The organism is Sulfoacidibacillus ferrooxidans (assembly GCF_022606465.1).
GTDB classification, from domain to species: Bacteria; Bacillota; Bacilli; order Alicyclobacillales; family SLC66; genus Sulfoacidibacillus; species Sulfoacidibacillus ferrooxidans.
Genome location: NZ_JALBUF010000004.1, coordinates 129,101 through 155,908, shown reverse-complemented (window position 1 = coordinate 155,908; position 26,808 = coordinate 129,101). Strand labels below are relative to the sequence as shown.

The following is a 26,808-nucleotide window of genomic DNA, read 5'->3' as shown; positions in this document are numbered from 1 at the left end:
ATTCGGAATCGCATTGGTTACAGTTGCGTTAACCGCACGCAGTAGAATCTATTTAGATCTCATTACTCGTTTAAAAAACCTTGTATTACATGGATCATACTGGAATAATAACGAAAATTGGTTATTAGGCATAAATTTCTTATAACTAAAATTGCAAGGATTTAAATTGTATACTTTCATTTACAATCATAGAAAACAAATATATACAGTTATTTAGGAGTAATATTAGATGGCACAATACGACGTTACCTTGTATGATGAGAATTTAAAGGACTTTTTTCTGGCGATAAAGGGATGTCAGGTTTGCTTGAACAGGTAGTAAACCAGGTTTTGCAGGCGCAGGCGACTGAGCAGATTCAAGCGCAGCCTTATGAACGCGCAGATGAGCGCCAGGGATACCGCAATGGGACTCGCCCCCATCCACTTACGACACGAGTAGGCACGCTCACGTTGCACGTCCCAAGGCTTCGAAATGGTACCTTCTCAACCGAGCTGTTTGCGAGATACCAGCGCAGTGAGCAGGCGTTGCTTCTGGCACTGGTGGAGATGGTGATTCAGGGCGTGTCGACTTGAGAAATTACTGCTATTACCAAAGAATTATGTGGGACTGAGTTATCGAAGTCAACCGTGTCTGAGCTGTGTAACCGCCTTGACCCCATGGTGAATGCATGGAATGGAAGCAACCTGAAGAAGAAAAGATATCCCTTTGTTCTGGTGGATCCGATTGTTTTGGAGGTTCCTGAGTCGGATTTATCCTAACGAGGATTCTGTGACCCAAATAATTGGCGCATTGCTGATGTGAATGGACAAAAAGTGGCAAACGGGACACAAATACTTGGATATGTCGGAGTATTTCGTGTGCCGTGATGAGCAGATAAAACAAAGCGAAGAACATGTGAAATTACAACAAATCATTTGACATAACTTGATATCTACCGTTGGGTGAATTTACCTCATATTTATGACTTGATCGAAAATAATAAATCCGTGTGTTCTTTTGAAGAACACACGGATTAAAAAAAGACTACTTATCATTTTCACTTCTTACTACACATCATTTTCAACTATTTTTAAGTAAAGCATTCATCTCATTCATATAACCATATTTTTTCATTAACTCAATTACAGCCGTTTCAACTAAATCCCGTTGTGATATGTTTTTTTCCCGGCAATAATCCTTCATCAGTCTGGCCAAAGCATGTGACATATGCACTGATTTGGTCGTCGGTATACCAGGAACTAGGTATCGAGGAATCTGCCCCTGATTCGGCCCCAATAGTGACTCTAAGTCACACCTATGATGTGATAACCACTTTATAATTGATGCTTCCGATAATGGTTCACCATCAGAGATGAATTTTGATTCACTTTCATTAATATCATTATCTACATCTAATGACACAGTATTAGCTGAATATATATATGCCCCATCAACCCATTTATATCCTCTATGCGACATATAGTCTGCCAGTGTATAATGATCCTTATAACCCATCAGTGCCGCAACACTTCGCGCATCTTCACCATTTGCAAATAATGACAGAATGCGCGCTACTTCTGTTGAAGGGATTACATCATCCATTAATACTTCAACCGGCTTTGATACTCTAATAAAATAGCATTTTTTATTCCAACTATATCCATTTCTGCGCATGAACATATCTAACGATCGATAATTTTTATAACCCATTTTTTCAGCTATTTGTTCCCTCGTTTTCCCATTTTTTAGATCATCTAAAATCCCATCAATGCGTTGATCACTCATAACATTATCTCCTCTATAAAAGTGTATTAACCGCTTTTGTTAGCTCATCTAAATCAGTATGTGCATATACACTGGTTACTGCTAGTGAGGTGTGTCCCAATAATTTTTGAACTTCTACTATACTAACCTTATTTTTTATTAAATTGAAACTAAAGGAATGTCGCAATACATGAGCTGTAACAGGTTGCGTCCACCCTAGATTTTGTGCCGCATATTTTAACTTGTTATTAACAGTTGTTCTCGTTAGTTTGCCACTTCTTTTTGTTATAAAAAATAGTGTACTTGCACTACTAGGTCTCTCTGACTGCAGATAGACATATAGACGTTCCCAAACAGAAGCAGACATTGGTATTATACGATCCTTATTTCCTTTACCCGCTATGATAGTGATCTGCCGCTTAGCAAAATCAACATCATTAATAGTTAAATTTAGACATTCAGAAATCCTAAGTCCAGTTCTAAAAAGAAACCAACTAACTAATCGCACAAGTGAATGGTCAATCTTATCCACCAATTGATTTACTTCAACAGCAGTTAAGTAATTTCTCTCCTTCTGTGGCACTTTTATGTTATCAACAGAAAGCATGATATTCTTAACAATCCATTCGCGTTGAAGAGAGTATCTAAAAAAAGGACGCAGTGCATTGACAACATGAGCACGACTTGTCGGCTTATACTCACATACATTTCTGAGGTGAGCTAAATAATTATCGACATCTTGTTTAGTGATATCTTCTATATACACTTGACAATTATAATGAGATTCTAAATGCTTAATAAATAGTTTATAGTGAGAATTATAACTACGCACTGTTTCAGCACTTCTTTCTATGTTCACCATATACTCTAGGTATTCCTTAATCCCTGCAGCTAATAGCACAATAACTCCTCCTTAATCACTTCATTCATTCAGTTATAATACATATTTGATATATTTTATTAATGTAATATATCATAAAGATGAGAAAAATAATAATTCAGCATGAATTGCAATACTTTATATCAAATTGCAATAAAAAAATTAACAAAATAAATTAATTTTGATTTTGATAAGTAAACACTAAAATACACTATTTCAATCAAATAAAAAATAATTTCTAATTATTGGATAAATTATCTTAATTTCTAAGAGATTATAAAAATTAAATAAATATTTTCACTTTATTCACTTTTACAAAAAATAACCGAATAAAATAATCACAAAAAATCACCTCTGGTCATTATAATATCGACTTTTCCGGAGTAGGTATTATAATTCAATCTATTAACAAGTGTTTTTGCTAGGATACAGTTGAACCACTTCGATCACGTTAAGGTGAGCCACTAAATTACCAGCCAATCTAGCCCACTTGATATGGAGTGAGAGGCATGATAATATAGTTGGTTACGCTAAAGTCCTTGGAGAGCGCACTTTTGTGCTTAATCATGCCCATGGAGGTTCCAAGTCAAGTGCTCCAACATATGGGATAAATATCGACTAAAGTGACTCTCACTCAGATGATCAGACTGGCACAAAGTGAAGTTATCAAATACAACAAGTAGAGAAATTATATTTTTTTATATACGCTATACACAGTTTTACCTAAATATTCAGAATTATAGTATCGTATAAAAACCCTATCTTGTAACTTAAGATTATTAACATACTCTGTAGCTTCAAGCTGATCTGTAATTATAATAGGTTTTATAAGTCCAGCGCTAACAGTATAAGATTTAATTCCTACTAAACGCTTATCTGGTTTGCATACCTTTTTAATCATATAATTCATAATATTATTTAAATACTTCCGGTTGTATATAAATTTGCAATTTGCATTTCCTAATTTCCATAAATCTATTATAGTGTTTTTAAATTTAAATAAAACGTTAAAAAATATAATATGGAAATGTATCGCACCCCGAGCTTGAAAATCAATAACACTTAAATATTTAATTGATAATTTTTTATTTTTAAAAATATTGTAATTTAGACGTTTTAAAAATTTATTTAAATAATTATACGCCTTTGAAACATCTGTTATATTTTCTTTAAAAGATAATGTTATAAACAGCGGGTGTATCACAGACTGACTATTGTCACGCCAATAAAAAGCATTACTTTGAATATTCCTCCTTATCATAATTCTAGCTCTTGACATAGCCTTTACTCTATTCTTATTTTTAGACATTATAATATCTTGTTCACTTTTACAAATATCTATCTGCTTATGTTTGAAAGAACTCTTAATGGGCTTTTCTGGCCGGAATTGATGCTCTATTACCTCTGTAGTTATTCCTGATTTTACAATTTTATAATACATATTGTCCTCCATAAATTCGAATTATTAATACTATATTAATATAAACATACAAAAACCTATAACATATAAATAGGTATGGATCAATCAGTTAACAAAATTTTGCTTTCGCCCCAGGGGGGGTACCCTACCTCCATCTGATAATTATTACTACAACACTACATATACTTGTTTATAATATAAATTAACATAAATTAATATAAATTTATAAATCTAATTTTAAGTAAACATCATCCAATTGATCACGTGTTATCCCGATATAGCGTAATGTAATTGAAGTCGAAGAATGATTTAGTAACCGCTGAATCAAGGTGATGTCAATCCCAGATTTATAGGCATGATAAGCAAAAGTCTTCCGCAAAGTATGTGTACCGATATTATCCATAATCCCCACATCACGAGCAGCACCATTAATGATTCTCCAAACCTGTGCACGTTGTAAAGATTGATTTTTTTTACGACTAATAAACAAGGGCTCATTAAGATTATAAGATCTACTATTAAGATATTCACTAATTGCTTTTTTACAATTTGAAGATAATGGAAAGTTTTTGCTTTTCCCTGTCTTCATTTCCTTTATTGCTATTCGATCTTTAATCTTATGGGAATTATCTAAGACATCACATATTGAAAGACTAATTAAATCACCAACACGCAACCCACTATTTATCCCCATAACAAACAATGTGTAATCACGTAGATTGTTACTGCGTAAAATTTTTTTAATTGCATCGATTTGTCTTTTCTCCCGTATCGGTTCGACAAACTCCATGTTAATCACTCCTTATGAATGATGTATACTATTATTAAATTGTATATTTAGTTTCATTCGAAAACAATAAAAGTTTAATTTAAAACTATAATGCATAATAAATACTGTAACCGCGCGGAATTCTGAATAATAATGAAAGATACAAAATATCATTGTGTATCTTTCATTATTTAAATCAGTGTACAAATAGAAAACGATATAAACAGAGGGTCCATATGAATAGCACTCCATGTTTACTTATATTACGATCAAGTACCCAATAATTACAAGCACTTAATGTAAAATAGAAATTTAAGTTTGAAGACCAATTGCAATTTCTAATTCAGACCAGTTAATAAACTTACGTTCAATATCCTCTTCTATTAACTCTGTTCCTCTTTGAACCTCCACAAGCTTTAATCCTGTAATAGCACGAATTCCATGCCATTGTTCTGCATAAATCCGTACAACATCACCAGGTGATACTTGGATAACATGATCATCTCTTATTACTTCACCAAGTCCCTCTATAATAGTCCACACTTCAGACCTTAATTGATGCCTTTGATAGCTAATATTAGATCCAGGAAACATCTCGACCAATTTTGTTAGAACGGCTTGTCCATCAGCAAGTCGTTGATAATCCAACACTCGATATAATCCCCAACGCCTTTCTTCATACATTGGTCTTCCTGTAAATTCGCCGATAACTGATTTTAAATTTTCACTGTAAGCTTTATTTGATACAAGAATACCATCTGGTGTAGCAACAACGACCAAATCCTTAAGGCCAAATGTTACTAATGGGATATTAAGCTCATTAATAACCATACTTCTATCACAATCATTTGAGCTCCCAAGTCCTATCATAGAATGTCCTACTCTTTGCGCAAGCGAATCCCAAGTTCCAAGATCATTCCATTCTCCAGTGTAAGATATTGCACGAATAGAATTCTCTTTTTCTACAACTTCATAATCAAAACTTATTTTATCAATCTGTGAATATGTTTTTCGCAAGCTATAATAATCAGTCGGCAACTTCTTTAAAGATAAGTGATTAACTAAATAACCTAATCGAAAGCAAAACACTCCACAATTCCACAAAGCACCTGATTCAATTAACCTAATTGCAAATTCTTTTGACGGTTTCTCAATAAAACCCTTAACATTAAAACCGAGATGAGAACAATCATTACTTCCCTCAGTTAAAATATAACCAAACTTACTAGCAGGATGATCAGGTGTGACTCCCATAAGAACCAAATTCGCCTCAGATTCAGACAGTATGAATGGCAATTCCATCACCTGTTTAAAATAATCTAATTCAACAAAATGATCAACAGGTAATACCACAATAGGTTCATTGACATCACATCCGACTATATCAAGTAAATAAAGACTAGATAGTGCAATGGCTGCAAAGGTATCTCTTCTCTCAGGCTCTTCAACAATACGTACATTCCCAATTTGAAAAGTAATTGCATCCATTTGAGAACTGGACGCACAAATAAACGTGTTTGTATGTGCATCCAGTTCTCCTAATTGACTCCACACCCTCTGAAGCATAGATTCATATCTATTTTCTTTATTTTGTAACACTTTTAAAAACTGTTTTGAACGAATGTCATTCGACATTGGCCATAATCTTTTCCCTGATCCACCAGATAAAAGAATAATTTTCATGTAATAACCTCCAATAAATTATATGTTTATGAATTACCTTTGCAACAGTAAATTCTCATTAAAAATTGTTATTTTACTATGAATGGGTGCCCACACACGAATTTCTAAAACATCATTTAAATTTGTGGGAACACTATCCACTTTAAATAGACCATAGCCTCGATAATCAAATGCATGTACATAAGAATCATTATCAAAAACCCAATTAACTCTTTTTTTAGAGGTAGTAGATGGCAAGGAACGCTGAGAAACTAACTGATCAGTAGTATCATTCCATACCTCCAGTTTAACAGGCACTGAAAATTGAAGATAAATAGATGCTTTAAATTGACCTTCAGGTGAATGAAAATATGCCCCGTAAGTCACATATCCAGACGTATTACCGACTGAACTCATCGCAAATGGCTTTCCATTACGAAATTTTATTCCCCCTATATTACTATAGCCTCTCGGCATTTGTTTTTTATTGATTCCTCAAGGCTTTTTGGTCTTGAGGTTTTTGCCGTTTCCTCCACCACTGACGTGGTCGTCGCACCTTCTTAGGTTTGAAAAATGGAAGTTTTTTTCGAAATCCGCCGAAAAAACACCTCAAAAATCTGCAAATCACACTTGACATGTAAAAACTACCCCAATAATCGCGACGGAGAGCTCACAAACTCTATCCTCGACGAAAGGGGTAGTCAACCCCATGTTACCTTCCATTCGTGCGCACGACCAGTACCAATCTTTCGTTCTCGAACAATGACGTACCCATTACTCTGGCGGCATTCTCATGCTTGTCGCCAAGGACTGGACATTCATCGAGAAGTTCTGGCTACTCGACCTCTCCGGCACTGCATCTTTATTGAATAGTCAGTACGCCACTCGGGGCATTCAAGCCACTGACCCCGCCGATCTGCTACGCGCTTACCTGCTCATGGTACAAGTCGGTCAGACCTCCATCACGGCTTGGGTTGACGAATTGCGACGGGTGCCGCTTTACGCCATCATCAGTGGTTTTAAGCCCGGTCATACACCTGGTGTCGGTACCTTTTATAATCTCTTCGCTCGTTTTTGGCCCCAAACTAGCCCTCCTATCTCTGGCCAAATCAAACCAAACCGCAACAAGAAGCCAGTCAAAGGCAAGAAGGGTGAAAAAGCACCCACTACGACACCGAAAAAGGTAGAACGATTGGTCAATCGACTCCTTGTGCGCCGCCCTGCACCCAGAACATTACCTACCGACATCCTTATGTCGTTAATTCGCGAGCAGTTTGTAGAAGTCTCCTCAAAACTTGGACTCATAGGTGATGTGTCGGCGCTCTCGGTCGCTGGAGATGGAACACCGATTCGGACGGCTGCCTTTCCTCGCAGTAAGCGCATTGGCTCCTGTCGGGTGCAAGGAATCCAGGATTGCACCTACAATCGCCTCTATTCACAACTCGATTGCAATATCGGCTGGGATAGCCATCGCAACTGCCATGACTTTGGCTACCATCTCTACATGTTCACAACATCCGACAGCCACGCAGACCTGCCACTGTACCCGAGACTTGGACCAGCCTACCGCCATGAATCTGTCTCACTGGTCGTTGGCATCAAGGAGTTTGAACAGTATTATCCAGAATGGCACTGGAAGAGGGTATTACTCGACGCTGCACACGATGCCATGCCCTTTTACCGCTATTTTGAGTCCAAGGGCACCATCCCTTTCATCGACTTAAACAAGCGCCAAACGGGCAACAAGAAATACAAAGACAACATCTCAGTTTCGTCTTCGGGCGTATCCATTTGCCAAAAGGGTCTGGCCATGAAAGACAATGGCTACGACCGCAGTCGTCGGCGACGCAAGTACCGTTGCCCCTTGATGCAAAAGGGCGTCTGTACTTGTGATGCACCTTGTTCCAACTCGTCTTATGGTCGCTGCGTGTACACCTACACCAAGGACAATCCGGCGTTTGTTTCCGCCAGTTGCTCGTAACAGCGACGAATGGAAAGATGTCTACAAACGTAGAACGTCAGTTGAGCGTTCCAACAAGCGGGAAAAGGTAGACTATAGACTTGAAGCCGCCAGGCATCGCAGTACCAAAATGTGGATCACACGAATCTTTGGGATCATGATGTGCCAACACCTGGATGCCTGGTACAAGAGATCGACATCGACATCGACTTGAAGTCCACACTCTTTGCGGCGTAAAGCTAGATCAAAACCCTACACAGCGATGACGTTTTAAAAAACAACCACGTTATGGCTTCTTTGTCGTGTCCACTACACTTACGAATTGGTCAATCATGTGCGTTTGTTTCTTTCCTAGTAAAATAATTGAATATTTACTGACTTTAACCTTTCAGAGACACCTTAATGCCGAGAGGCTATGGTTGTCTCAGCAACTACCACGATAGAGGTAAATCCGCGTTTTTTCAATATCTAGCACAGTTCATGGTGATGAATCAAAATATTAATTATCATACAGTTTTTTATGTAAGAAATTATTATAAATTAATAATAGCATTTTATTTTATAATAATTTCTCTCATACATTATATTCATTCAAGTGAATACGCCTAGATATTGTTAGGGAAGTTGCACTTATCTTCAATAATATACAAAGGTCGTTTTCTAGATTCATCGTAAATACGTCCTATATATTCTCCGAATATACCCATAATAAATAATTGAGTACCACCCAAAAATAAAATTACAACCATTAATGAAGTCCAACCTTGGATGGGCAAAGTCGTAAATACTTTTAATATAATTATAACTAAAATTAACAAAAAACCTAATCCAGAACATAAAAAACCTAAATTCAAAGCAAACTGAAGAGGTTTAAATGAAAATGATGTAATTCCATCCATAGAAAACTTAATCATTTTTTTTAAGGGATACTTAGATTCACCTGCGAATCTTTCAGAACGAATATATGGAACACCACATTGAGGAAAACCCGCCCAGGAAACTAACCCTCGAATAAATCTATGTCTTTCTGGCATTTGAAGAAGAACATTTACTACTTTACGATCCATTAATCTAAAATCTCCTGTGTCTAACGGAATTTGTATATCAGTAAGTTTATTTAAAATCCTATAAAAAAATTTCGCACTTAGTTTTTTAAATAAAGATTCACCCTCCCGAGAATTCCTAATTGCATAGACCACTTCAAAACCCTCTGACCATTTTTCGATAAATTGAGGAATAATTTCAGGTGGATCCTGCAAATCAGCATCAATTAATATTATGACCTCACCAGATGTATTATCTATACCAGCTGTAACAGCTAATTGGTGCCCGAAATTTCTTGAAAGTTTAACCAGCTTTGCCCTAGAATCTTTTACTGATATCTTTTGTAACACTTCAAAAGTATCATCAGTCGAACCATCGTCAACAAACAAAATTTCAAATGGAACCCCAGTTCCCTCAAGTACTTGAATTAATTTATCGTAAGTTTTTGAGATAGACAATGCTTCATTATAAGCGGGTACTACTACAGAAATGCTTGAAAGAGTCCTAAATTTCTTATTCGATAAACAATTAGAAGAATTCTCTAGACTAAACACATTCATAAATAAACACCTCATTAATAAATTTTTATATCGTACATCTAATAATAAATAAGAACCAGTAAACCCATCATCTTTTAAGACATACTAATTGACGAAATTGAAACATCGCTATATTGTGGCACCCAAATTCTAACCTCAATAGAATCTTTAGAAGTAGGTTGTAAAGGAATATCACTAAATGGACCCCATCCTTGAAAAACATAAGGTCTAATATAATCGGATGAATTGAAAAAAAACTTGAATTTAAGATTTTGAAATGAAGGCATTGGAATAATTGTTCTAACTTCAAGTAACTTATTTGAAGAAGTATCCCAGAGTTGAACAACAGCTGCACCCTTTAAATCTTTTATTTTTATATGATATATATATTCCTTTCCATATAATAAATTCCAATAATCTCCATATAAGAGGTATCCTGAATGGACACCCGAAAATAAAGTAATAGATTTTTTGTTTGAATTAAAACTAAAGTGACCTTCCTCACTTCTAAGAGTCCAGACAGGAATAGACGCACTACTTCCATTAAGGTATATAATTTTTTTATTCAATGAAAATAAATCCAGTAAAATAATGCCGTTTTTTATAAAAAGTATTTTAGCTCCAAATTTTTTAACTAAAAGATTTTCAACTTGGTCTACTTTGATGGTGGAACTACCTTCAATTCCTGTGTAAGGAGCAAAAATAAAATAGTTATTACCCTGTCTAAGAGAAATTTTTGATGCACCTTGATATGTATAAAAATATGGTCGACTAGCAAATCTACCTGAAACTCCATTCTGTACAATTAGTTCATCTTTCTTAGGAACTATTGTATCAATCAAATTTAATACTTTAGCATCTCTATCATCATTTCTTATCCATGTTGTATCCAATTTAGGAAGCCATACAATACCCCAGCCAATAGAATTAATAAGAAGTAACATAGACACTATCCAAAAAAATTTATAATTCACTTTTTGCTTTAGCCACATCAAAATATAAATAGTACCTAATGTACCAACAAAATACATAGGCGTGCTTTGAAAACCAGGTACTATTAAAGCAATATATGACGCTAATGCACTTGGTAACAAAACGGTGATAATCGTAGGTAAACTCCACAATGAAAACAATCCCAAAAAACCTATTAAAGATATATTTGCATATATATCTTTAAATCGATCAATAAAAACACGACCAACAATAAGTGGGTGAGTTATAACAGCAATAAAAAGGGAAAATAAGTTGTTAACTCTACCAGGATCCAAATATCCATAAGAACCAGAGATTGCATCACCTTTGTTTGCGTCTAAAAGATGAACAATCACAAGCAAAAATAAACCCATTACAATCTGAGTTAATCCAACCTTCCAATTCTTTCTTAATATAAGACTTGTTATTCCAGCACCGATGACATAAGTTGCTGACACATCCCCACATAATAAAGTAAGAAATGAAAAAACAATTACGCTTTTGGTTCTATCTTTATATAAAGAATAAAGTGAAACACACAGAAAAAAAGTTGCAAGAGATTCAAAATGAAAATCCCATGCTGCTCCCCAATACAAACCTGGATTACATATTAATATAATAAGTGTTAAAAATCTAACAAACAAGTTGTCATCCGAGATTTGTTTCACCCATACTAATATTACAATTTCACTCAAAATGATCGATATATCTTGTATAATTAGTAATATAAAACTTGAATTAAATGGCGAAAAAAGAATAGCTATCGGCCACATAATCAATTCAAAATGATTTTGATAATAAGGAAATCCCTGCAAAGTATCGAATGGATTAAAATCTCCATGACCTATCAAATAATATGCTTGAGAAAAAATTGAAAAATCATGAGTAAGATTAAAACGGCAAAATTGTTTAAAGCTAAAAGATATAAGTAGTATACTTTGAATAATTATAATGGCAGAAACAATGTAATCAAATAAACTTCTTTTATATAAATTTTTAATTTTATTTTTTAAATCAAATGATAAATCAAGTAAAAAACTCAAAGAAAAACCCCCCAAAATAACTAAATAATTAAAACAGATTCTTATTTTATTTATGAATTAAATTCTAATCAAATAATTTAAGTATTAAAAGTTGCTCGATAAATAATTGTTAAATTACACTAAAAACAAGATAAAATCACACTAATAATTAAGTGGTAAGATGATCGGAAAGAAAAGCTTCCTTCTTTCTCCATGTCCATAACCGATTAATAGTATAGTTCCAGAAAGTAGCGATTACAATGCCGCAAAATTGTGCGAGTAGATGATCTACTTTAAGAACACTATAAAAAAGTATAAAAGCTAAAACAGAAACACCTACACCTGCTAATGATGTGATTACATACTTTGTTGCGCGCAATAGTAATTTTTCATTTTTATCTCCCTTCCAAGTAATCCTATCATTCCATATAAAACCATTTAAAATAGGTAATGCACCACCAAGAGCACTTGATAAAACAGGGTTTACTCCAAAATAAAATAATGAATCGTAAATAATTAAATTTAAAGCAACTCCTGATAATCCAATAAGCAAAAAAACATAAAACCTTCTATCCTCGTGACTAGAGAAAACCAATCTAAAAATATGCTTAATATAATGCCACTGCTCTCTTAAAGACATTTTCGATTCACCTGCATTTCTCATTTGAAACTTATAAGGAATCTCAATTACCTTTGCGTAATTTCCTCGCGCTAAAATCTCAATTAATATCTTCCACCCAACTGGTTTTAAAGTAACATTTTCAATCACTTCTCGACGAAATACGAAATAACCACTTGTTGGATCATTAATTTTTCTAAGCCGTTTTAAAGCAAATTTTCCTATATATCGTGCTACTGCTGAAATAACTTTCCTATGCCATCGTAAACCACCATCATCACCTCCAGGAATAAATCGACTTGGAATGACAAGATCAGCATTACCTTCTTCAATGCCTTGCATCATTGCTGGAAGCATTTCCGGTGGGTGTTGAAGATCTGCATCCATAACTGCTAAAACATCGCCTTGAGCTAGTGCAAATCCTCTGAGCACTGCTGTTGCTAGACCTTTTTCTGTTTCTCTATGTTCATACTTTACAAATGAATATTGATGAGAAAGGTCTTCTAAAACTGCAGGTGTATGATCAGTACTATCATCTACGAAAATGATTTCGAAATCATAACCATCCATAGCAGACATAACTCTCTTACAAACCTCTAAAACATTACTAGATTCGTTGTATGTAGGAACTACTATACTAACCATACGTCACCACTTTCTATAACACATAATAGACACTATACCGCTTGTAATTTTCATTTAATGAATAGCTTGTAAGGTTTGAACATTGCCCACAGAAGGACTTTCTACTCCTACATATAAAGTTTTAGAGTCACTGCTTAAAGAAATAAACCCTGCATTCATCGGTGCACCCAATGCCGCTATTTGAGACTCAGTAGCTAAATCAACTTCTGATATGTTATACGTGTCATTTGCTTCTTTTAATAAGTAGAGGGTTTGTCCATCTGGGCTTACAACAAATGAACGCGCACCTGGCGCTACAGTAAACTGAAATTGAGGGGTTTTCGATCTTTCAGAAATACCCATAATTTGACCGTTAGGCTGAAGTGTATAAAGCGTTCCAGCATTAGATGCAATATCAATAGTTCCCAAGGAAACAGGGATGCTCTCCATGATCTTATTGCTGTTTGTATTAACAACAGAGACTGTCTCAGACTTCTTTGTTCCATTCAAAACATACACATCCCCTGCTTCACTTGGATCTGTACAAACTTCGATAACAGGATCGCCAACTGGAATTGTCTTCATCATTTTTAATGTCTGTGCATTATAAAGTGAGATTGCACCTGAATGTTTTGTTGCTTGTCCCAACACAATAATCCCAGAAGATAATAATGTTGCAGAGTCAACAGCGTTTGAAATGGAGGAACTGGATGATATTTCATGTGTGATTAAGTTGAGAGAAAAAAGTCCTTTGGATCGAGCCGTACCAGCAGCTAAATACATAAAATCATTACTATCTGGATTTGTCATCCCAACGATTCCAGCAGGCGCAGGAATGATAGTATTTACTTTATCTTGAGCAGCTACTTTAGAGAGTGGTACAACAGAAGTTGTACTAGACTCAACACCACAGCCAGTAATCGAAAATACAGCTAATAAAGCCATAACACCAGCAACCTTTAAATGCCTCATATAAACCTACCCTTCACATTGTTAAAACCACTTAGCTATCACATACTAATTATCCAACCATAAATATTCACTTCACAAAATTAATGGAAGCAATGTTTGAATACCCAAATGGCTGACCCGAATTCGGAATATCCGCTTCAAAAAATGTTGGTAATGGTTCAACAAATTGACCTTGCACTGTAAAAACAGCTTGACCAGATGCATTCGTAATACTAGTGACAGCCATCGCTCCAGCCTGTGACCCGTTGATTGTAGAACTGGCCGTAGATACGTAATTAGGACCATACATAACTTGATTTAAGGTAACTGGTACACCTGACAAGTGAAGCGGTATTCCTGAGGTACTACGTAGTTGAACTGTTAAAGAAAAAGGAACACCTATTTTCACCGGAGTATTAAAAGCGCGCGGCGAAAGCACTGTAACCATCTTAGGTAAATAAAAATCAGCACTCGTGCTTATGGTAGCCGGTGTGGTCGTAAAAGCATCCACGGAAAGATTATTTGTAATACTGGGCATGGCAGGAACATTTGGTGCACTCAACGTATAATCGGCAGCTTGCTTTGGAAGTAATGTGCTTGGTCCACTCGATAACCAAAAGGTTGGAAGCTGCCCGGTATTTTCCATAACAGTAAAATGCGGCGAAACTGGAGTGTTCTCGTGATTGATCACATGAACTGAGACCGAATCAATCAAACCTAATTCACCCGTTGTTTGTACACCAGTTACTTGAAGCTTTAACGGTTGACCACCAATAAAAGATAAACAAAAGACTAGTAAAGAAGCTGATGAAAAAATACCAATACCGTATTTGCTCAAGCGTGGTATACGAGATACTTTGTCTTGAATGATAGTACGTACAGAGATTGCTGCCACAAGCAAGATGGGGAGAAGGTCGACTAGATATTCAAACAGGGACCTCTCTGTCCAAAATAAAGCTAAAGGAATAAAAAGAATCCAACTTCGTTTAAATCTAGAATAATAAGTAACAAACAAAAGCATTTCAAGAACAAGAACGAAGGCTCCTAGTAATTTTAAATACTCCATATGTCCATTACCTACATGGTCATAGAGCCATAAACCCACTATCCCTTGACCTTGTGGAACAGTACTAGATACCAAAGGTAATAAACTCCCTTGAATCCAGGCTAAAGGATCCCAAACTATAAAGGGTACATTCACTAACAAAAAAGGAACAGCCACTCCTACGATATATCGAAGCGGATTCCTCCACCATGACTGACCGCTTCGCTTGCTTTCCATCATAATACCTAACACGAGAAATGGTGCTAGAAACCATGCCGTTTGCTTGACACTCATTGCAAGTCCAAGCATAATTGGTCCCATCCATTTTAATAATAACGGATGCGTTGGAGCTACAAATCTATCCCATTTCCACACCGCAAGAATAAGAAATGGCATAAAAAGCGCATCTGTCACTCCACCAAATACGTTGCCATCAAACATCATAAAACCTAATACTAAAAAAGCAATCCATCTTATTTGGGAAGGTAATAAAAACCATAATAGAACACTAGATCCCATCCAAAAAAAAGCATCCACATAAAGGGCAGCATGCATATGTACACCCAAAGCCATAACAGGTGTATATAATAGAAAGGATAGTGCGGGATAAGAAAGTGACACTACAGGCTGTCCACTAAGTAAGTAAGTATAGTATGTAGGCGGGACTAAATACCTTCGAAAAGCTAACGCAAGACTATGAGCATATGGATTTATACCTTGTAAAAGTAAATGACTAGCATATTGATCAAAAGCTATTTCATCTGTTTGATATCCAGGTGATAAATGTATTTGAGTATAAACCCACCATGCAAATCCAATACATGAAGCAAGAAGACTAATAAACTCCAACTTCTTTTCCATCAAAGGAAATGCAAATGCTAATAATAGTGAGACAAGACCAAATCCAATCAATATGACACTCAACCAGGTAGTCGCAGGGTATACTAAACCGGATCCCCACAAACGATAACCCCAATCAATTGCAAATAAACTCCCAACTAATACACCTATGGGTACGGACGTAAATTTATCTTGCCCGCCATCAAACTTTAACTGCAAAAGGAAACACTCCTCTAACTGTGCATAAAAAAGGTTTACCAAATTAAAAATTATGGTGAATGGAATGACCCATTCACCATAACATCCACTAGTTAAAAACTAGTATAAATTCACTACATCAGATGATGTGCTAATTGTCGTACCAGAAGCTCCACCAGAAGAGGCAACTACAGAAACCGGCCCTGTTATAGAAGTGGAAGAAGTGGACAAAGTAGCGCTATAATTACCAGTACTATCAGTAGTTACTGATGTAGATGAACCACCAGAACCACCAAATGACACTACCACCGTTGCGTTTGGAATTGGATTACCAAATGCATCTTCAATAACACCAGTTACATTAAAGCTACTACCAGGATTTACTTTGCTAGAAGGTAAAATAACTGTGCTTTTATTTGCTGAAGGTGCACCAGGAGCAACAGTAAAGTCACCACTTGTACCAATAAGGGTGTCAGCAGATGTTCCGGTGATTCCTGTCTCATTCACATACATAGTAAACGGAGATGCCGTGGATGAAGCTACATCATCAACAAACGTAACATCATACTGTCCTGCTGTAGATGATGCAGCTACACTAGAAACAAGATTCGTTGTGCTAGAACCACTATATACTGCAAAATCACTTGTTCCCAATGTACTGACGGGGTTTCCATTAGCATCTTCCACAGTTGCTGCAACAGTTACGGATTGACCTGCCGTCAATGCTGAACCACTCATCCACTGTACACTTGAATTACTTGCACTCAATGGTGCGCTTACAGTAAAGGTTCCAGCTGTTGAAGATACACCACCAACACTAATATTCAAGGCTTGAGCCGTTGACATAGTAGCCGTTGGAGCATTAAAGACAACCACATATTGATTTGATGCAGCCGAAACAGGTACTACACTTGAAACTAGATTGGTCGTAGAACTGCCATACGTCACGCTAAAATCAGAAGGAGTAAGATATGGAAATTCAGCTGATGAAGAACCAGTTAGAGTTACAAGCGTTGCATAGGAACCTGCTTCTTGTAATGCATCACCAGACGACGGAAGAGCAATCGTATTCGTAGGCGCAGAGGTATCAAGAGCAATATCAGTGGAAGTAGCAGATGCAAGAGATTCAGCGCTTGGTGCAGAAACGGTTACAGCTGAAGAACCAATGTCGATACCGTTAGCTGACACAGTTAATGAACCAGACTCTGCTGAACTTGGCAGCATAAAGTTAACCATATAGGAACCAGGTGTTGTAGCACTTTGTGTGACCGATGTCACAGACACTGGTGTTACTCCTAATTGAAGACCAAAATCACTGCTGGTCAACGTGGAAACAGGCACGCCATTTACATCGGCAACCGTTACCGGTAAGCAATACTCGGTACCAGCAATAGCATCAAATGATGATGGAACAGTACTGTTCGCTTTGGCAGGGGTTCCAGCTTCAAGAGTATAGGTTTGTGTTGAACCTACTTGAGCTACGAAATCAGAACCATCTAACACTTGAATTTGGAAGCTACCTGATGCATTACCAGTACCGCTTGGTGTCAACGTTACAGAATATTGACCCGTTGAGGCTCCAGCAGTCATAGGAATGATACTATTTTCTCCAGAGACTAAACTCACGCTCGTTTTTGATGTCCCATAAGTACCTTCAATTGTTCCACCTTCAAGTTCGACCAAGTTTACTGTGTATCCACTTGGCAATACCAATGCATTACCACTTGCATCAACCAAACCAACAGTAAACGTTGCAGTCTGTCCATCGACTAGCTGACTTGGGAATCCTGCAGTTGAACTAGAACCCACATCCGATGCGGTTGGTGCTGCCCCTGGTGTATAGCTCGCAGGCGAAGTAGAACTTACACCGTCAACTCCAAGTACTAGACTATAGGCCGATGCTTCATCTGGTGCTACAAAAGAAACTTGATACGTTCCAGCCGTTGTTCCTGCCATTACAGAATTAGCTGATAATATAATCGTTGATGGTGAGGTCATTCCAGCGGTTTCATAGCCTAATGAGAAGGCCGAACTTGTTAATCCGGTCACTGCATTGCCATTGGCATCTGTGACTGTTGCAGTTAAGTTATAGCTTCCACCTGAGGTTAATGTGGATGGCAATGCAGACCAAGAAGCTTGAACAGTAGAGGCAACTTCATCGGCAACCGTATACTCCTGCGTAGAAGTGAAGGTGGCTACTGCAGTGGTGCCGTTCTCTACAGTAAAGGACATCGTTCCAGCTACTGATGTTACTGTGCTAGGTGCTACTGCAGTCACAACGTATTGGCCAGGAGTTGTGCCATCGGCAATGCTATAGGTTGCGCCCAGATCTTCAGAAGTATTTGGCTCTACAGCTGGGTAGGTTAACACAACTGGATTACCGGATGCATCTTCAAGATTCAAAGTCATGGTATACGTTCCACCAGCATTCAATGTCGAAACGCTTGGGAAGGTTACCGATGATGTGGCTAGTGATGGAGCACCTGCTACGACACTCAAACCACCGACCTGACCAATTGTTACACCATCCACAGCAAAGTTTGCAGTGAGTCCTGTTCCAGCAGCGAAGCTACTTGGAATAAAGATGACCTGATACATGCCATCGCCTTCGTTTGTCACAGAAGCCGCTGAAACAGATTGAGTACCGATGCTCATAGTGAAATCAGACGTACCAAGCGCGCTAATCGGATTGCCCGCAGCATCTTCTACACTTTCAGACACCGTGTAGGCAGAACCATTGGTAATCTCATCATTGGTAAAGGAAGCCGTAACACTTGAATTGGCTGCATTGACAGCACTGGTCAAGCTAAACGCGGATGCACTCATGGCCGTCCCGCCATTGTATGCCACGCTATCCACAACGCTTTGTGCAGCTGCTGTTGCACTGACAGTAGGCACGGTCAAAGTCGCTTGTGTCATGGCACTGTTCATGGCAATCGCCGTAGGAGTCACGGTCGTTGCTGTACCGCCGTTGATGCTTTGCGTGACAGAAAAATCGCTTAACGAAGGTGTCACTGACAACGCATTGGAGAAGTTCACGGTTACTGTTCCGTTAACCGCACTTACAGAAGATACGGTTGCATCTGTGACTACAACGGTCATCGGTGTGCCGGTTACGGTACCGCCGATTTCTGTTACAACAGGGGTAATCGTGTATGTGCCCGCCATCGTTGCGGTAAAGGTATTGCCGGATAATGTATAGTCAGAACTTGTTGCCCCAGTAGGTGCAGTTACCGTGTAGCTAACCGAATCGCCAGATGGCAACGTAGCGACTGCTGCTCCTGAACCATCTGTAAACGATGGTGTCAATGTGACCGTTTTACCCATAGCAACATTGTTGCTACTTGCTGCTGCAGTTACATTTGTTACATACGCTGTGCCAAGTATAGCAGTTACGCCTTCTTGTCCAGTGCTCGACATACCAAGTGTCACACCATCCACAGGTACGGATACCCCATCAACCATCACAGTTGCTGTGGTCACTTGAAGTGAACCATTGACAAAGAAGCTCGCAGGAGGTGTAGGAATTGTGATACTTGAACTTTGGCCATCAACGGTTACAGGGATTGAAATCGTAGTGCTTGTGCTAGAACTTGTGGATGTTGTATCAGCGAATGCTGGCATCGTCATTGATCCGATCATTCCGGTCATGGCGATAACAGTAGCAATGTTCTTCGCTAACTTGTTTTTCGAATTTCTCATGTATAAACCTCCGTCAATTGGATCATTCTATTTGGACAAGTGTGTCGTATAAAAAATCAGGACGGGCAGAAACCCGCCCTGATTAGTTATATCAATGACTTCTTACTGAGCAGTATAGCTCACAGAAGAAGATGGGCTTTGCATTAAGACTAACCCTTGCGAGGAAAGACCTTCTGCTTGCAATTGATACGTGGTACCGGATATTAAGCCTAAAGCTTGAATACCTGCTGCTGTAACCGTTACAGTCGTTCCGCTTTGTGTAAAGTCAGAAGCTGCAGCCGTTAAGCTCACGCCACCATTTGGGCCACCTGTCACATACAATGATGTGAGAGTATCGCTATTTGCCATAGTAAAGGCTAAAGCTTGAGCCGCTGGTGTTGTTGTTGTTGTACCTGATGTCGTACCAGAAGTTGTACCCGTAGCGGTCGTTGTTGCACTAGGTGCTGTGTTGCCAGGCCAGGTTACAGGGACAGTCACAACTTGAGTAACACCACTTGAAGATTCGGTTCCGTCGATCACAAGATCACCTGATACTGCATACGGTGTCGAAACTTGATATTGAGGTGCGACAGTGGATGAACTGCCTGCTTCAATATAAGGCACTGCACCATCTTGCAATGTCAAGGACACGGTACCTGCAGTTCCAGTGGTCAAGTAAATCGTAGGTGATCCAGCTTGAATACCTGACGCTGCAATGCCCGTTCCAGATACTGAACCATAAGCTGCACCAGATCCACTGAACAGCGGAATCGGAGTAGGCTCTGTTTGATAATCAGACTGTGAACCAGATGGTGACATGTTAACATTGCTCATCAATTGCGTGCTGTTTACGCCGGTAATCCATACTCCGTAGAGTTGGTTTGCCAAGCTAACCGTCAAAGACTGATCAGGCAATGCGTTACCATAAATATCTTGTGCTTCGATTTGAATCGTCGAAGGCGAGTTCAACTGTCCAGAGATATTAGCAGGCGTAGCTGTTGCTTGGTACAGACCAGACGTACCACCGTTGTAACTGACCGATGCTGTCCCTTTTGCAGAAGAACTTTCGTCCGAACCTGCCACCGTAACGGTGAAGTTTTGAGTTCCAGCATCTGCGTTTGCACCACCAATATAAGCCACTTGAACAGGTTTGAAGGTCAAGCTACTTGGCAATGCTGCACTGTTGTCTGCTGTCACTGCTGCCGTTCCAGTTACAAGTGAACCAGGTCCAATATTGTTATTGTAGTTCACGGATAACTGCCCGTCTGCAATGGTCCAATCAAGGGCTGCCCCATCAGCAAGCTCTTTTAAGCCGCCTTGAATATTGCTAAGTGCAGGTGCTGATGCAACCATCGACAATGTGCCGTTGGTACCGACTTCCCACACTTCGTACGTACCAGAGGTAGTTTTCGACAACACATACACGTTTGGATTGGAAGGTGCACTTTCTGTGCCCCAACTACCGCTAGTCGCATAACCAACAATGGTTGATCCATCACTAGGCGCATTCCACAAAGGTGAATTGTTTACCTGCACTGCACCAGCATTGTTAATTGAGATCGTTGCTGATTGTGCTGGTGAGTTTTGTACTTTGATTCCGTCAACAGACTCTACGCCGCCAGCTGTTGCTGTCACGTTGTAAGTCATGCCGCTCGTTGGTACAGTTGCAACGTTTGGCGTATCGTTAAACGGCACTACGTTGAAGAATGATTGATCTGGACGAGCATAACCACTGGTATATGAAGTTCCTTGCAACGATACAGCACTTGCCGGTGAACTATCCGTATTCCACAAGGATTGATCATTTACCACGTTTTGTTGATAATCATTGACCATCGACAATGATGTGGTTGCATATTGAGGAACAAATGCCACAGTCGCCGTGCCAGATGCGCCACCTTCTGCGTCATTACCTTGTACTGCATCTGGATCAGTTACTGAAGCCGAGATATTCACGGTTGCTGTTCCGCCATTGATGACGTCTGTTGCATTCGGGTTGTTTGAGGTATTGACACGAAGCTCAATGGATGCACCTGCGCCTGTACCCGTTGCCGCCGTCGTTGTTGTGCTACCACTTTGACCAAATGCAAGACCCGTAGAGTACGTGCTGTACGTTCCACCCGCTGTTGTGTTTGCCACAGCAGAGGTAATAGTCCATTGGCCATTGCCATTGACTTGAAGGTCAACCGCCTGAACATTAAAGAACGGTGTAAATACGCCATTCGATACGCTACCAAGCGTTGGGCCATAGTTCGAGAAGTACGAGTCAATCGGTTGGCTAAACAATTGCGTAATGGAGTAGCCAGATCCTGCATTGATGTCATAGTTCGTTTGGTAATTAGAGTATTGTTGTCCAATCATCGCTTGACCGTCAGAGCTATAAACCCCAAAGAACATAGTGCCATAGATACCCGAAACTGTTGGGCTACTTGCATCAGTGAAGCTATTAGGCACTGCACTTACGGAAGAATAACTGGATGAAAGTGGTTGATTACTTAAACCAAGAACACCAACAGTTTGACCAGGAATCCAAGTCACATTGTATGCGCCGTCCGAAGATCCATCAATCTCCATTTGTTGCAATCCTGCAGGTAACGTTTGCCCTTCTACTACATTGCTAGCTTGCGAAATCTCATACACATAGTATTGATCTGATTGATAAGGTTGTTGCGGTTGCACGGTATCCGTCACCGTAAAGGTAAAGTTACCTTGCGCATTCGTCATTACTTCGTCAAATGAGCTTGGGCTAAACGGCGTTGTCGTTCCATTCACCACAAAGCTATCTGTTCCATTGCTACTTGCCATAGTTGCGGATGAACTGCTTGGATCTTGTTGATCGGTAATCACAAGTGGTACGTCTGCCGCCGGGTTTCCCGCTGCATCCTCCGCTGTACCTTGCAAGGTCAATTGTGTACCAGAATTAGGTGTTTCAAAGTTCTGTGCACCTACTTGATATCCACTATTTAACGCATCCGAAGGTGCCACGTTCGATACTTGTGTCGGAATACTTGCATTTGCCCAGCTCAGGTACGTGTCACTTGTGCTACCACCACCATTGACAAGTTCCGCACTCACACTAGCTTGTGTATTAGAGCCTATGAGTGGTGTACCATTTTCTGTTGGTACGTTAGCATTGACATAAGCGGTTGCTTGACCATTTGAACCTGTTTGTACTTGATAAGTGACTGAATCGCCAGGCGTTAACACCTGACCGCCAACCACTGGATTTTGTCCTGTGGAATCCGTGAAGAAAACTGACGAAGCAGCAGATGATGCCGTTGATAGATTTAACGTGAAGCGAACGGTTTGTCCTGCAACTGATACGCCAGACTCAGGAAGCACAGTTGCCACCACAGGAATCATGCCGCGCGTTGGGTTGGACGAATCCGAGTAGCTTGCTTGTTCAGGATCTGAAGAAGACTCATATAACGGCGTGAGCACGAGGTTGCCCGGCAAGCCCCATTGCAGTACCACTTGGTTGCTATAAGTGGCTGTGCCATCCACGCTGTAAGGTCCTTGTACCATTACATACAATGGTTGTGTTGATGATGCAGCTGAATCAAATGTCACTTCAGCAATACCTTGGGCATTAGTTGGCACACTGTATTCTGCGGTAAAGTCATGATTTTGCATAACCACCGGTGCATTAAGTGTAGATGCAGAAAGCAACTCGCTATTTGCCGTTGCTGTCACATTGTCCGTGGTAGAAACCAAGAACTGCAAGTTTGAACCAACGACGATATTACCTGCACTGTCTTGCATCTGAAGAGCTACAGTCACGCCATTGTTGACTGTGGAAACAGCAGGACTTGCAAGGGTACCTGTACCAACAGTTTGACCAGTAACAGTCAATGTACCAATGTTGCTAAGTGTACTTGCACTTGGAATCACAGTTAATGCCGTTGCGCCTGTTACGCCTTCAACTGATGCGGTGATTGCAGTGGATCCTGCCGTATTGCCAGCAGTTATTGTTGCTGTTGCAACGCCGCTGCCATTTGTTGTTGCCGACGATTGCACAGTCGCTGCGGAAATGTTGCTTGAAGCAAAATTCACCGTCGCACCTGATACTGGGTTGCCGTTTGCGTCAACAACAGTCGCCGTTACCGTATCTGTTGATGTTCCGTTTGCATTGATCGATGATGAACTAAGCGACAAGGTCACCTTCGAGGCCATCGATTGTTGTGCGGTCGATCCACCATTAACGAAGTTAATCATGTTTTGTAAAACAACCGCTGCCGCTGCACGGTTAAAGTAAATGCCGTTTTGGCCACTTGGGATACCTTTAAATAATCCGATCGAATTCGCATAGGTTAATGGCGTCATACCATGTGTAGAACTGATCACACCGGCTTTTTCCATTGCAGCCACAAAAAACGATGCTGCATCACCGCGTGATGCTTGGTAGTTCTCATCAAAGTTACCGCCAACTCTTACATTGATCCAGTAAGGCTTAATCCACCCAGCTTTTTGTGCTGCGCCGACATACTCATATGCCCAGTTGCCTGGTTGTACGTCTTTAAAGTAAGTGCCTGAGTAACTAGGACCCACGCCAGTAACATCTTTCATCGCATTCATGAAATAAGCAAGAAATTGTCCACGCGTCACTAAATCGCCAGGACGGAATTGGCCATTACTAAAACCGTGGATATATCCTTGGCTGGTTAAGCTATTAATGTCATTTGCTGCCCATGAATATCCACCAAGATCCGTATAGGTTGTGGATGATGTTGCTGCAAATGCTGCTGGTGCAACCGTCCCTAACACTAAGGCCGCTGCTGCAATACTAGAAAGCGTGCGTTTCAAATCAGTTCCTCCTCATATGATACCTTTGGAATAAAAAACTGTTTCTTTGACCAAACTACTACCAGAGATCGATTATATCTAATGCTCCTGTGCAGCTGTTTCCGAACTCTACACTGTCCTCTTCTGTCTGACGCCTTACTCGCTCCCCGTCCCACACGTCAATCAGTTCTTACAGCGAGTGGATTCGGTCGTGTCTCACAGGGTCGCATCCCTCCTCTCGGTGTTGACGTCGTATAGTGATGTAAGGTCACAAAAACATTCACGATGTCTTTCACCTGTATATGGCTTTCGTTTGTATTACATCTATTACACTGTGGGTAGTTACTAAAAAAGTCTATGTGAAAAGGTTACACTATGAATCTTTCACTACGTTACATGCGATGAAATTTTACTAGGCTCGTTTGCCTACTCATGCATTATAAGCTACATCCTTATACCTCGTAAAGCGTAAGATTACTGGAAATTGAACCAATCAGCACTATGCCCAGTCAAACTTGTGCATATTTTTCGGCCTTACTTGCTAGATCGATAGCTTTCTTATGATGCTATATCGTTGCAGAAGTCTCCCTTATTCTACGAATACAATCATATTGTAACAGAGTTTTGCTTGCTTGTGTGATAAAATACCGTTATTTTTCAAAGTTTTGTATTTGAGACACATACATTTCAGTATACTAGCTCTTTGTTGCTGATTAATTTTCAGGTTTCATTGCTAGTTTTGTAGAAGCGCGGCATAGACGGCCTTTGTTTCTTTAAGCATCTGTTTTTGTTCAAAGGCTTTAATCGTCCGTCTTTGCCCATGTTCACCCATGATGCGCCTTCGTGTGTGATCGTCATATAGCATTTGAATCGCCGCAGTCAATCCTACCTCATCTCCATAGTCCACGAGAATTCCCGTCGGTTCATCCCCTTCTAACACGATTTCTTTTAGTCCACCGACCTTCGTAGCGATAACCGGCAGTCCAGCTAGCATGCCCTCTAGCAAGGCGATTCCAAGTGCTTCCATCTTTGACGTAAGGACGAAAATATTTGATTCTAGTAGATAGGAGTAGATATCATGGCGTTCGCCTAGAAAATGCACATACCGACCTGGCACCGGTTTTTTAGGAGATGTTGGTTTTGCTTTTGAAGGTGTCGTTTCCCCTTCACCATAAAGGCCAAGTTCCATTGCCTTTGCCATTAAAGCAGAGCGTTCGGAACCCTCCCCGATCAATACTAGATGGAGTGGCCGATTGTACTCCTGCTTGACAGCAGCAAACGCGCGCATTAAAAATTCATGGCCTTTCACCGGATGTAACCGCGCAACGCATATCAAGATCTGGGTGCGCGCAGAAAGACCCAGCATGCCTCGTAGCCCAGCTTTGCGTCGTTGTCCCTCTTCTAACTTAACAAGTGCATCCTCAAGATCGATGCCGTTATGCACAACGGACACGCGATCCGATGGATATCCCCGTTCTATCAGAATCGTTTTTAATGCTTCCGACACAGTGATGAAGTGCTGTGACAAGGATCGTGTCCGCTGCTCTAGCTCCATCATGATCTTACGCTTGCCAGGTGACGCGTAATCATAGTACAAATCGCTATGTATCGTTGTCACTACAGGGATGTGTTTTGCTTTTCCTACCAATCGTCCAGCAAGACTTGCACGCACGCCGTGGGTGTGGATCAGATCTGGTTGTAGGCTCTTTACAAGTGCTTGTAATTTGAGTTTATCTTGAAAGGGGTTCCCACTACGTAGCGTACGACACGCTACGCCTGCTTCTCGCAATTTTTGAGAAAATCGAGCATCGTAGTATGTCACAACTGTTACCTTATACTCGCCCTCTTGCGTAAGGCCTTTTACTAATGAGAGAATTTGCGATTCTGCACCACCAAATTCCCCTGCCGCTACCACGTGTAGGACATGTGGAGTCCAAGACCTCAACGCCTTATCATATGTTTCTTCCATTCGTTTAGAACCATCCTTTTTTATCGCTGTATTTACACATAAAAAACGCTACAATATAGGGTACGCACCGTATCTACTTGTCGAGAT

15 protein-coding genes and 1 pseudogene are annotated in these 26,808 nt (G+C 39.6%); 2 read left to right on the top strand and 14 right to left on the bottom strand.

Features of this window, described 5'->3' with window-relative positions; all coding sequences use genetic code 11:
• Positions 1–229: 229 nt before the first annotated feature.
• Positions 230–744, top strand: a pseudogene (locus MM817_RS08390) (transposase); the annotation flags it as partial.
• A 316-nt stretch (positions 745–1,060) separates the two neighbouring features.
• Here MM817_RS08390 and MM817_RS08385 read toward each other — a convergent pair.
• The 6 genes from MM817_RS08385 to MM817_RS08360 form a co-directional block, all read right to left on the bottom strand.
• The gene (locus MM817_RS08385; RefSeq protein ID WP_241713691.1) at positions 1,061–1,765 is read right to left on the bottom strand and encodes a hypothetical protein; all 705 of its coding nucleotides are present in this window, start codon (positions 1,763–1,765) and stop codon (positions 1,061–1,063) included.
• Positions 1,766–1,778: 13 nt separating this feature from the next.
• Positions 1,779–2,645, bottom strand: a complete 867-nt coding sequence (locus MM817_RS08380; protein ID WP_241713689.1) for a tyrosine-type recombinase/integrase — start codon at positions 2,643–2,645, stop codon at positions 1,779–1,781.
• A 667-nt stretch (positions 2,646–3,312) separates the two neighbouring features.
• Positions 3,313–4,065, bottom strand: a complete 753-nt coding sequence (locus MM817_RS08375) for a rolling circle replication-associated protein (protein WP_241713687.1) — start codon at positions 4,063–4,065, stop codon at positions 3,313–3,315.
• A 202-nt stretch (positions 4,066–4,267) separates the two neighbouring features.
• The gene (locus MM817_RS08370) at positions 4,268–4,834 is read right to left on the bottom strand and encodes a site-specific integrase (RefSeq protein WP_241713685.1); all 567 of its coding nucleotides are present in this window, start codon (positions 4,832–4,834) and stop codon (positions 4,268–4,270) included.
• A 291-nt stretch (positions 4,835–5,125) separates the two neighbouring features.
• The gene (locus MM817_RS08365) at positions 5,126–6,496 is read right to left on the bottom strand and encodes a sugar phosphate nucleotidyltransferase (protein ID WP_241713683.1); all 1,371 of its coding nucleotides are present in this window, start codon (positions 6,494–6,496) and stop codon (positions 5,126–5,128) included.
• A gap of 33 nt (positions 6,497–6,529) precedes the next feature.
• A complete protein-coding gene (locus tag MM817_RS08360) occupies positions 6,530–6,892 on the bottom strand; it encodes a hypothetical protein (protein WP_241713681.1) in 363 nt (120 codons plus the stop codon).
• Between the two features lie 376 nt (positions 6,893–7,268).
• Between MM817_RS08360 and MM817_RS08355 the strand changes: the two genes are divergently transcribed.
• Positions 7,269–8,456: a transposase gene (locus MM817_RS08355; protein WP_241713679.1), complete on the top strand. Its 1,188-nt coding sequence runs from the start codon at positions 7,269–7,271 to the stop codon at positions 8,454–8,456.
• A 584-nt stretch (positions 8,457–9,040) separates the two neighbouring features.
• On the opposite strand, the gene MM817_RS08350 is transcribed toward MM817_RS08355, so the two are convergent.
• The 8 genes from MM817_RS08350 to MM817_RS08315 all read right to left on the bottom strand — a co-directional run bounded on the left by MM817_RS08350 (position 9,041) and on the right by MM817_RS08315 (position 26,721).
• Positions 9,041–10,039, bottom strand: a complete 999-nt coding sequence (locus MM817_RS08350; RefSeq protein ID WP_241713677.1) for a glycosyltransferase family 2 protein — start codon at positions 10,037–10,039, stop codon at positions 9,041–9,043.
• A 74-nt stretch (positions 10,040–10,113) separates the two neighbouring features.
• The gene (locus tag MM817_RS08345; RefSeq protein WP_241713675.1) at positions 10,114–12,033 is read right to left on the bottom strand and encodes a DUF2079 domain-containing protein; all 1,920 of its coding nucleotides are present in this window, start codon (positions 12,031–12,033) and stop codon (positions 10,114–10,116) included.
• 148 nt (positions 12,034–12,181) lie between these two features.
• Positions 12,182–13,276 (bottom strand): glycosyltransferase, encoded by a 1,095-nt coding sequence (locus MM817_RS08340; protein ID WP_241713673.1) that lies wholly within the window; start codon positions 13,274–13,276, stop codon positions 12,182–12,184.
• Positions 13,277–13,330: 54 nt separating this feature from the next.
• Positions 13,331–14,227, bottom strand: a complete 897-nt coding sequence (locus MM817_RS08335; protein ID WP_241713672.1) for a YncE family protein — start codon at positions 14,225–14,227, stop codon at positions 13,331–13,333.
• Between the two features lie 67 nt (positions 14,228–14,294).
• Entirely contained in the window at positions 14,295–16,310 is a 2,016-nt protein-coding gene (locus MM817_RS08330; RefSeq protein ID WP_241713670.1) for a hypothetical protein, read from the bottom strand.
• A 99-nt stretch (positions 16,311–16,409) separates the two neighbouring features.
• Entirely contained in the window at positions 16,410–19,991 is a 3,582-nt protein-coding gene (locus tag MM817_RS08325) for a beta strand repeat-containing protein (protein ID WP_241713668.1), read from the bottom strand.
• Between the two features lie 102 nt (positions 19,992–20,093).
• The gene (locus tag MM817_RS08320; protein WP_241713666.1) at positions 20,094–24,773 is read right to left on the bottom strand and encodes an invasin domain 3-containing protein; all 4,680 of its coding nucleotides are present in this window, start codon (positions 24,771–24,773) and stop codon (positions 20,094–20,096) included.
• Positions 24,774–25,485: 712 nt separating this feature from the next.
• Positions 25,486–26,721: a glycosyltransferase gene (locus tag MM817_RS08315; RefSeq protein WP_241713664.1), complete on the bottom strand. Its 1,236-nt coding sequence runs from the start codon at positions 26,719–26,721 to the stop codon at positions 25,486–25,488.
• Positions 26,722–26,808: the final 87 nt, after the last annotated feature.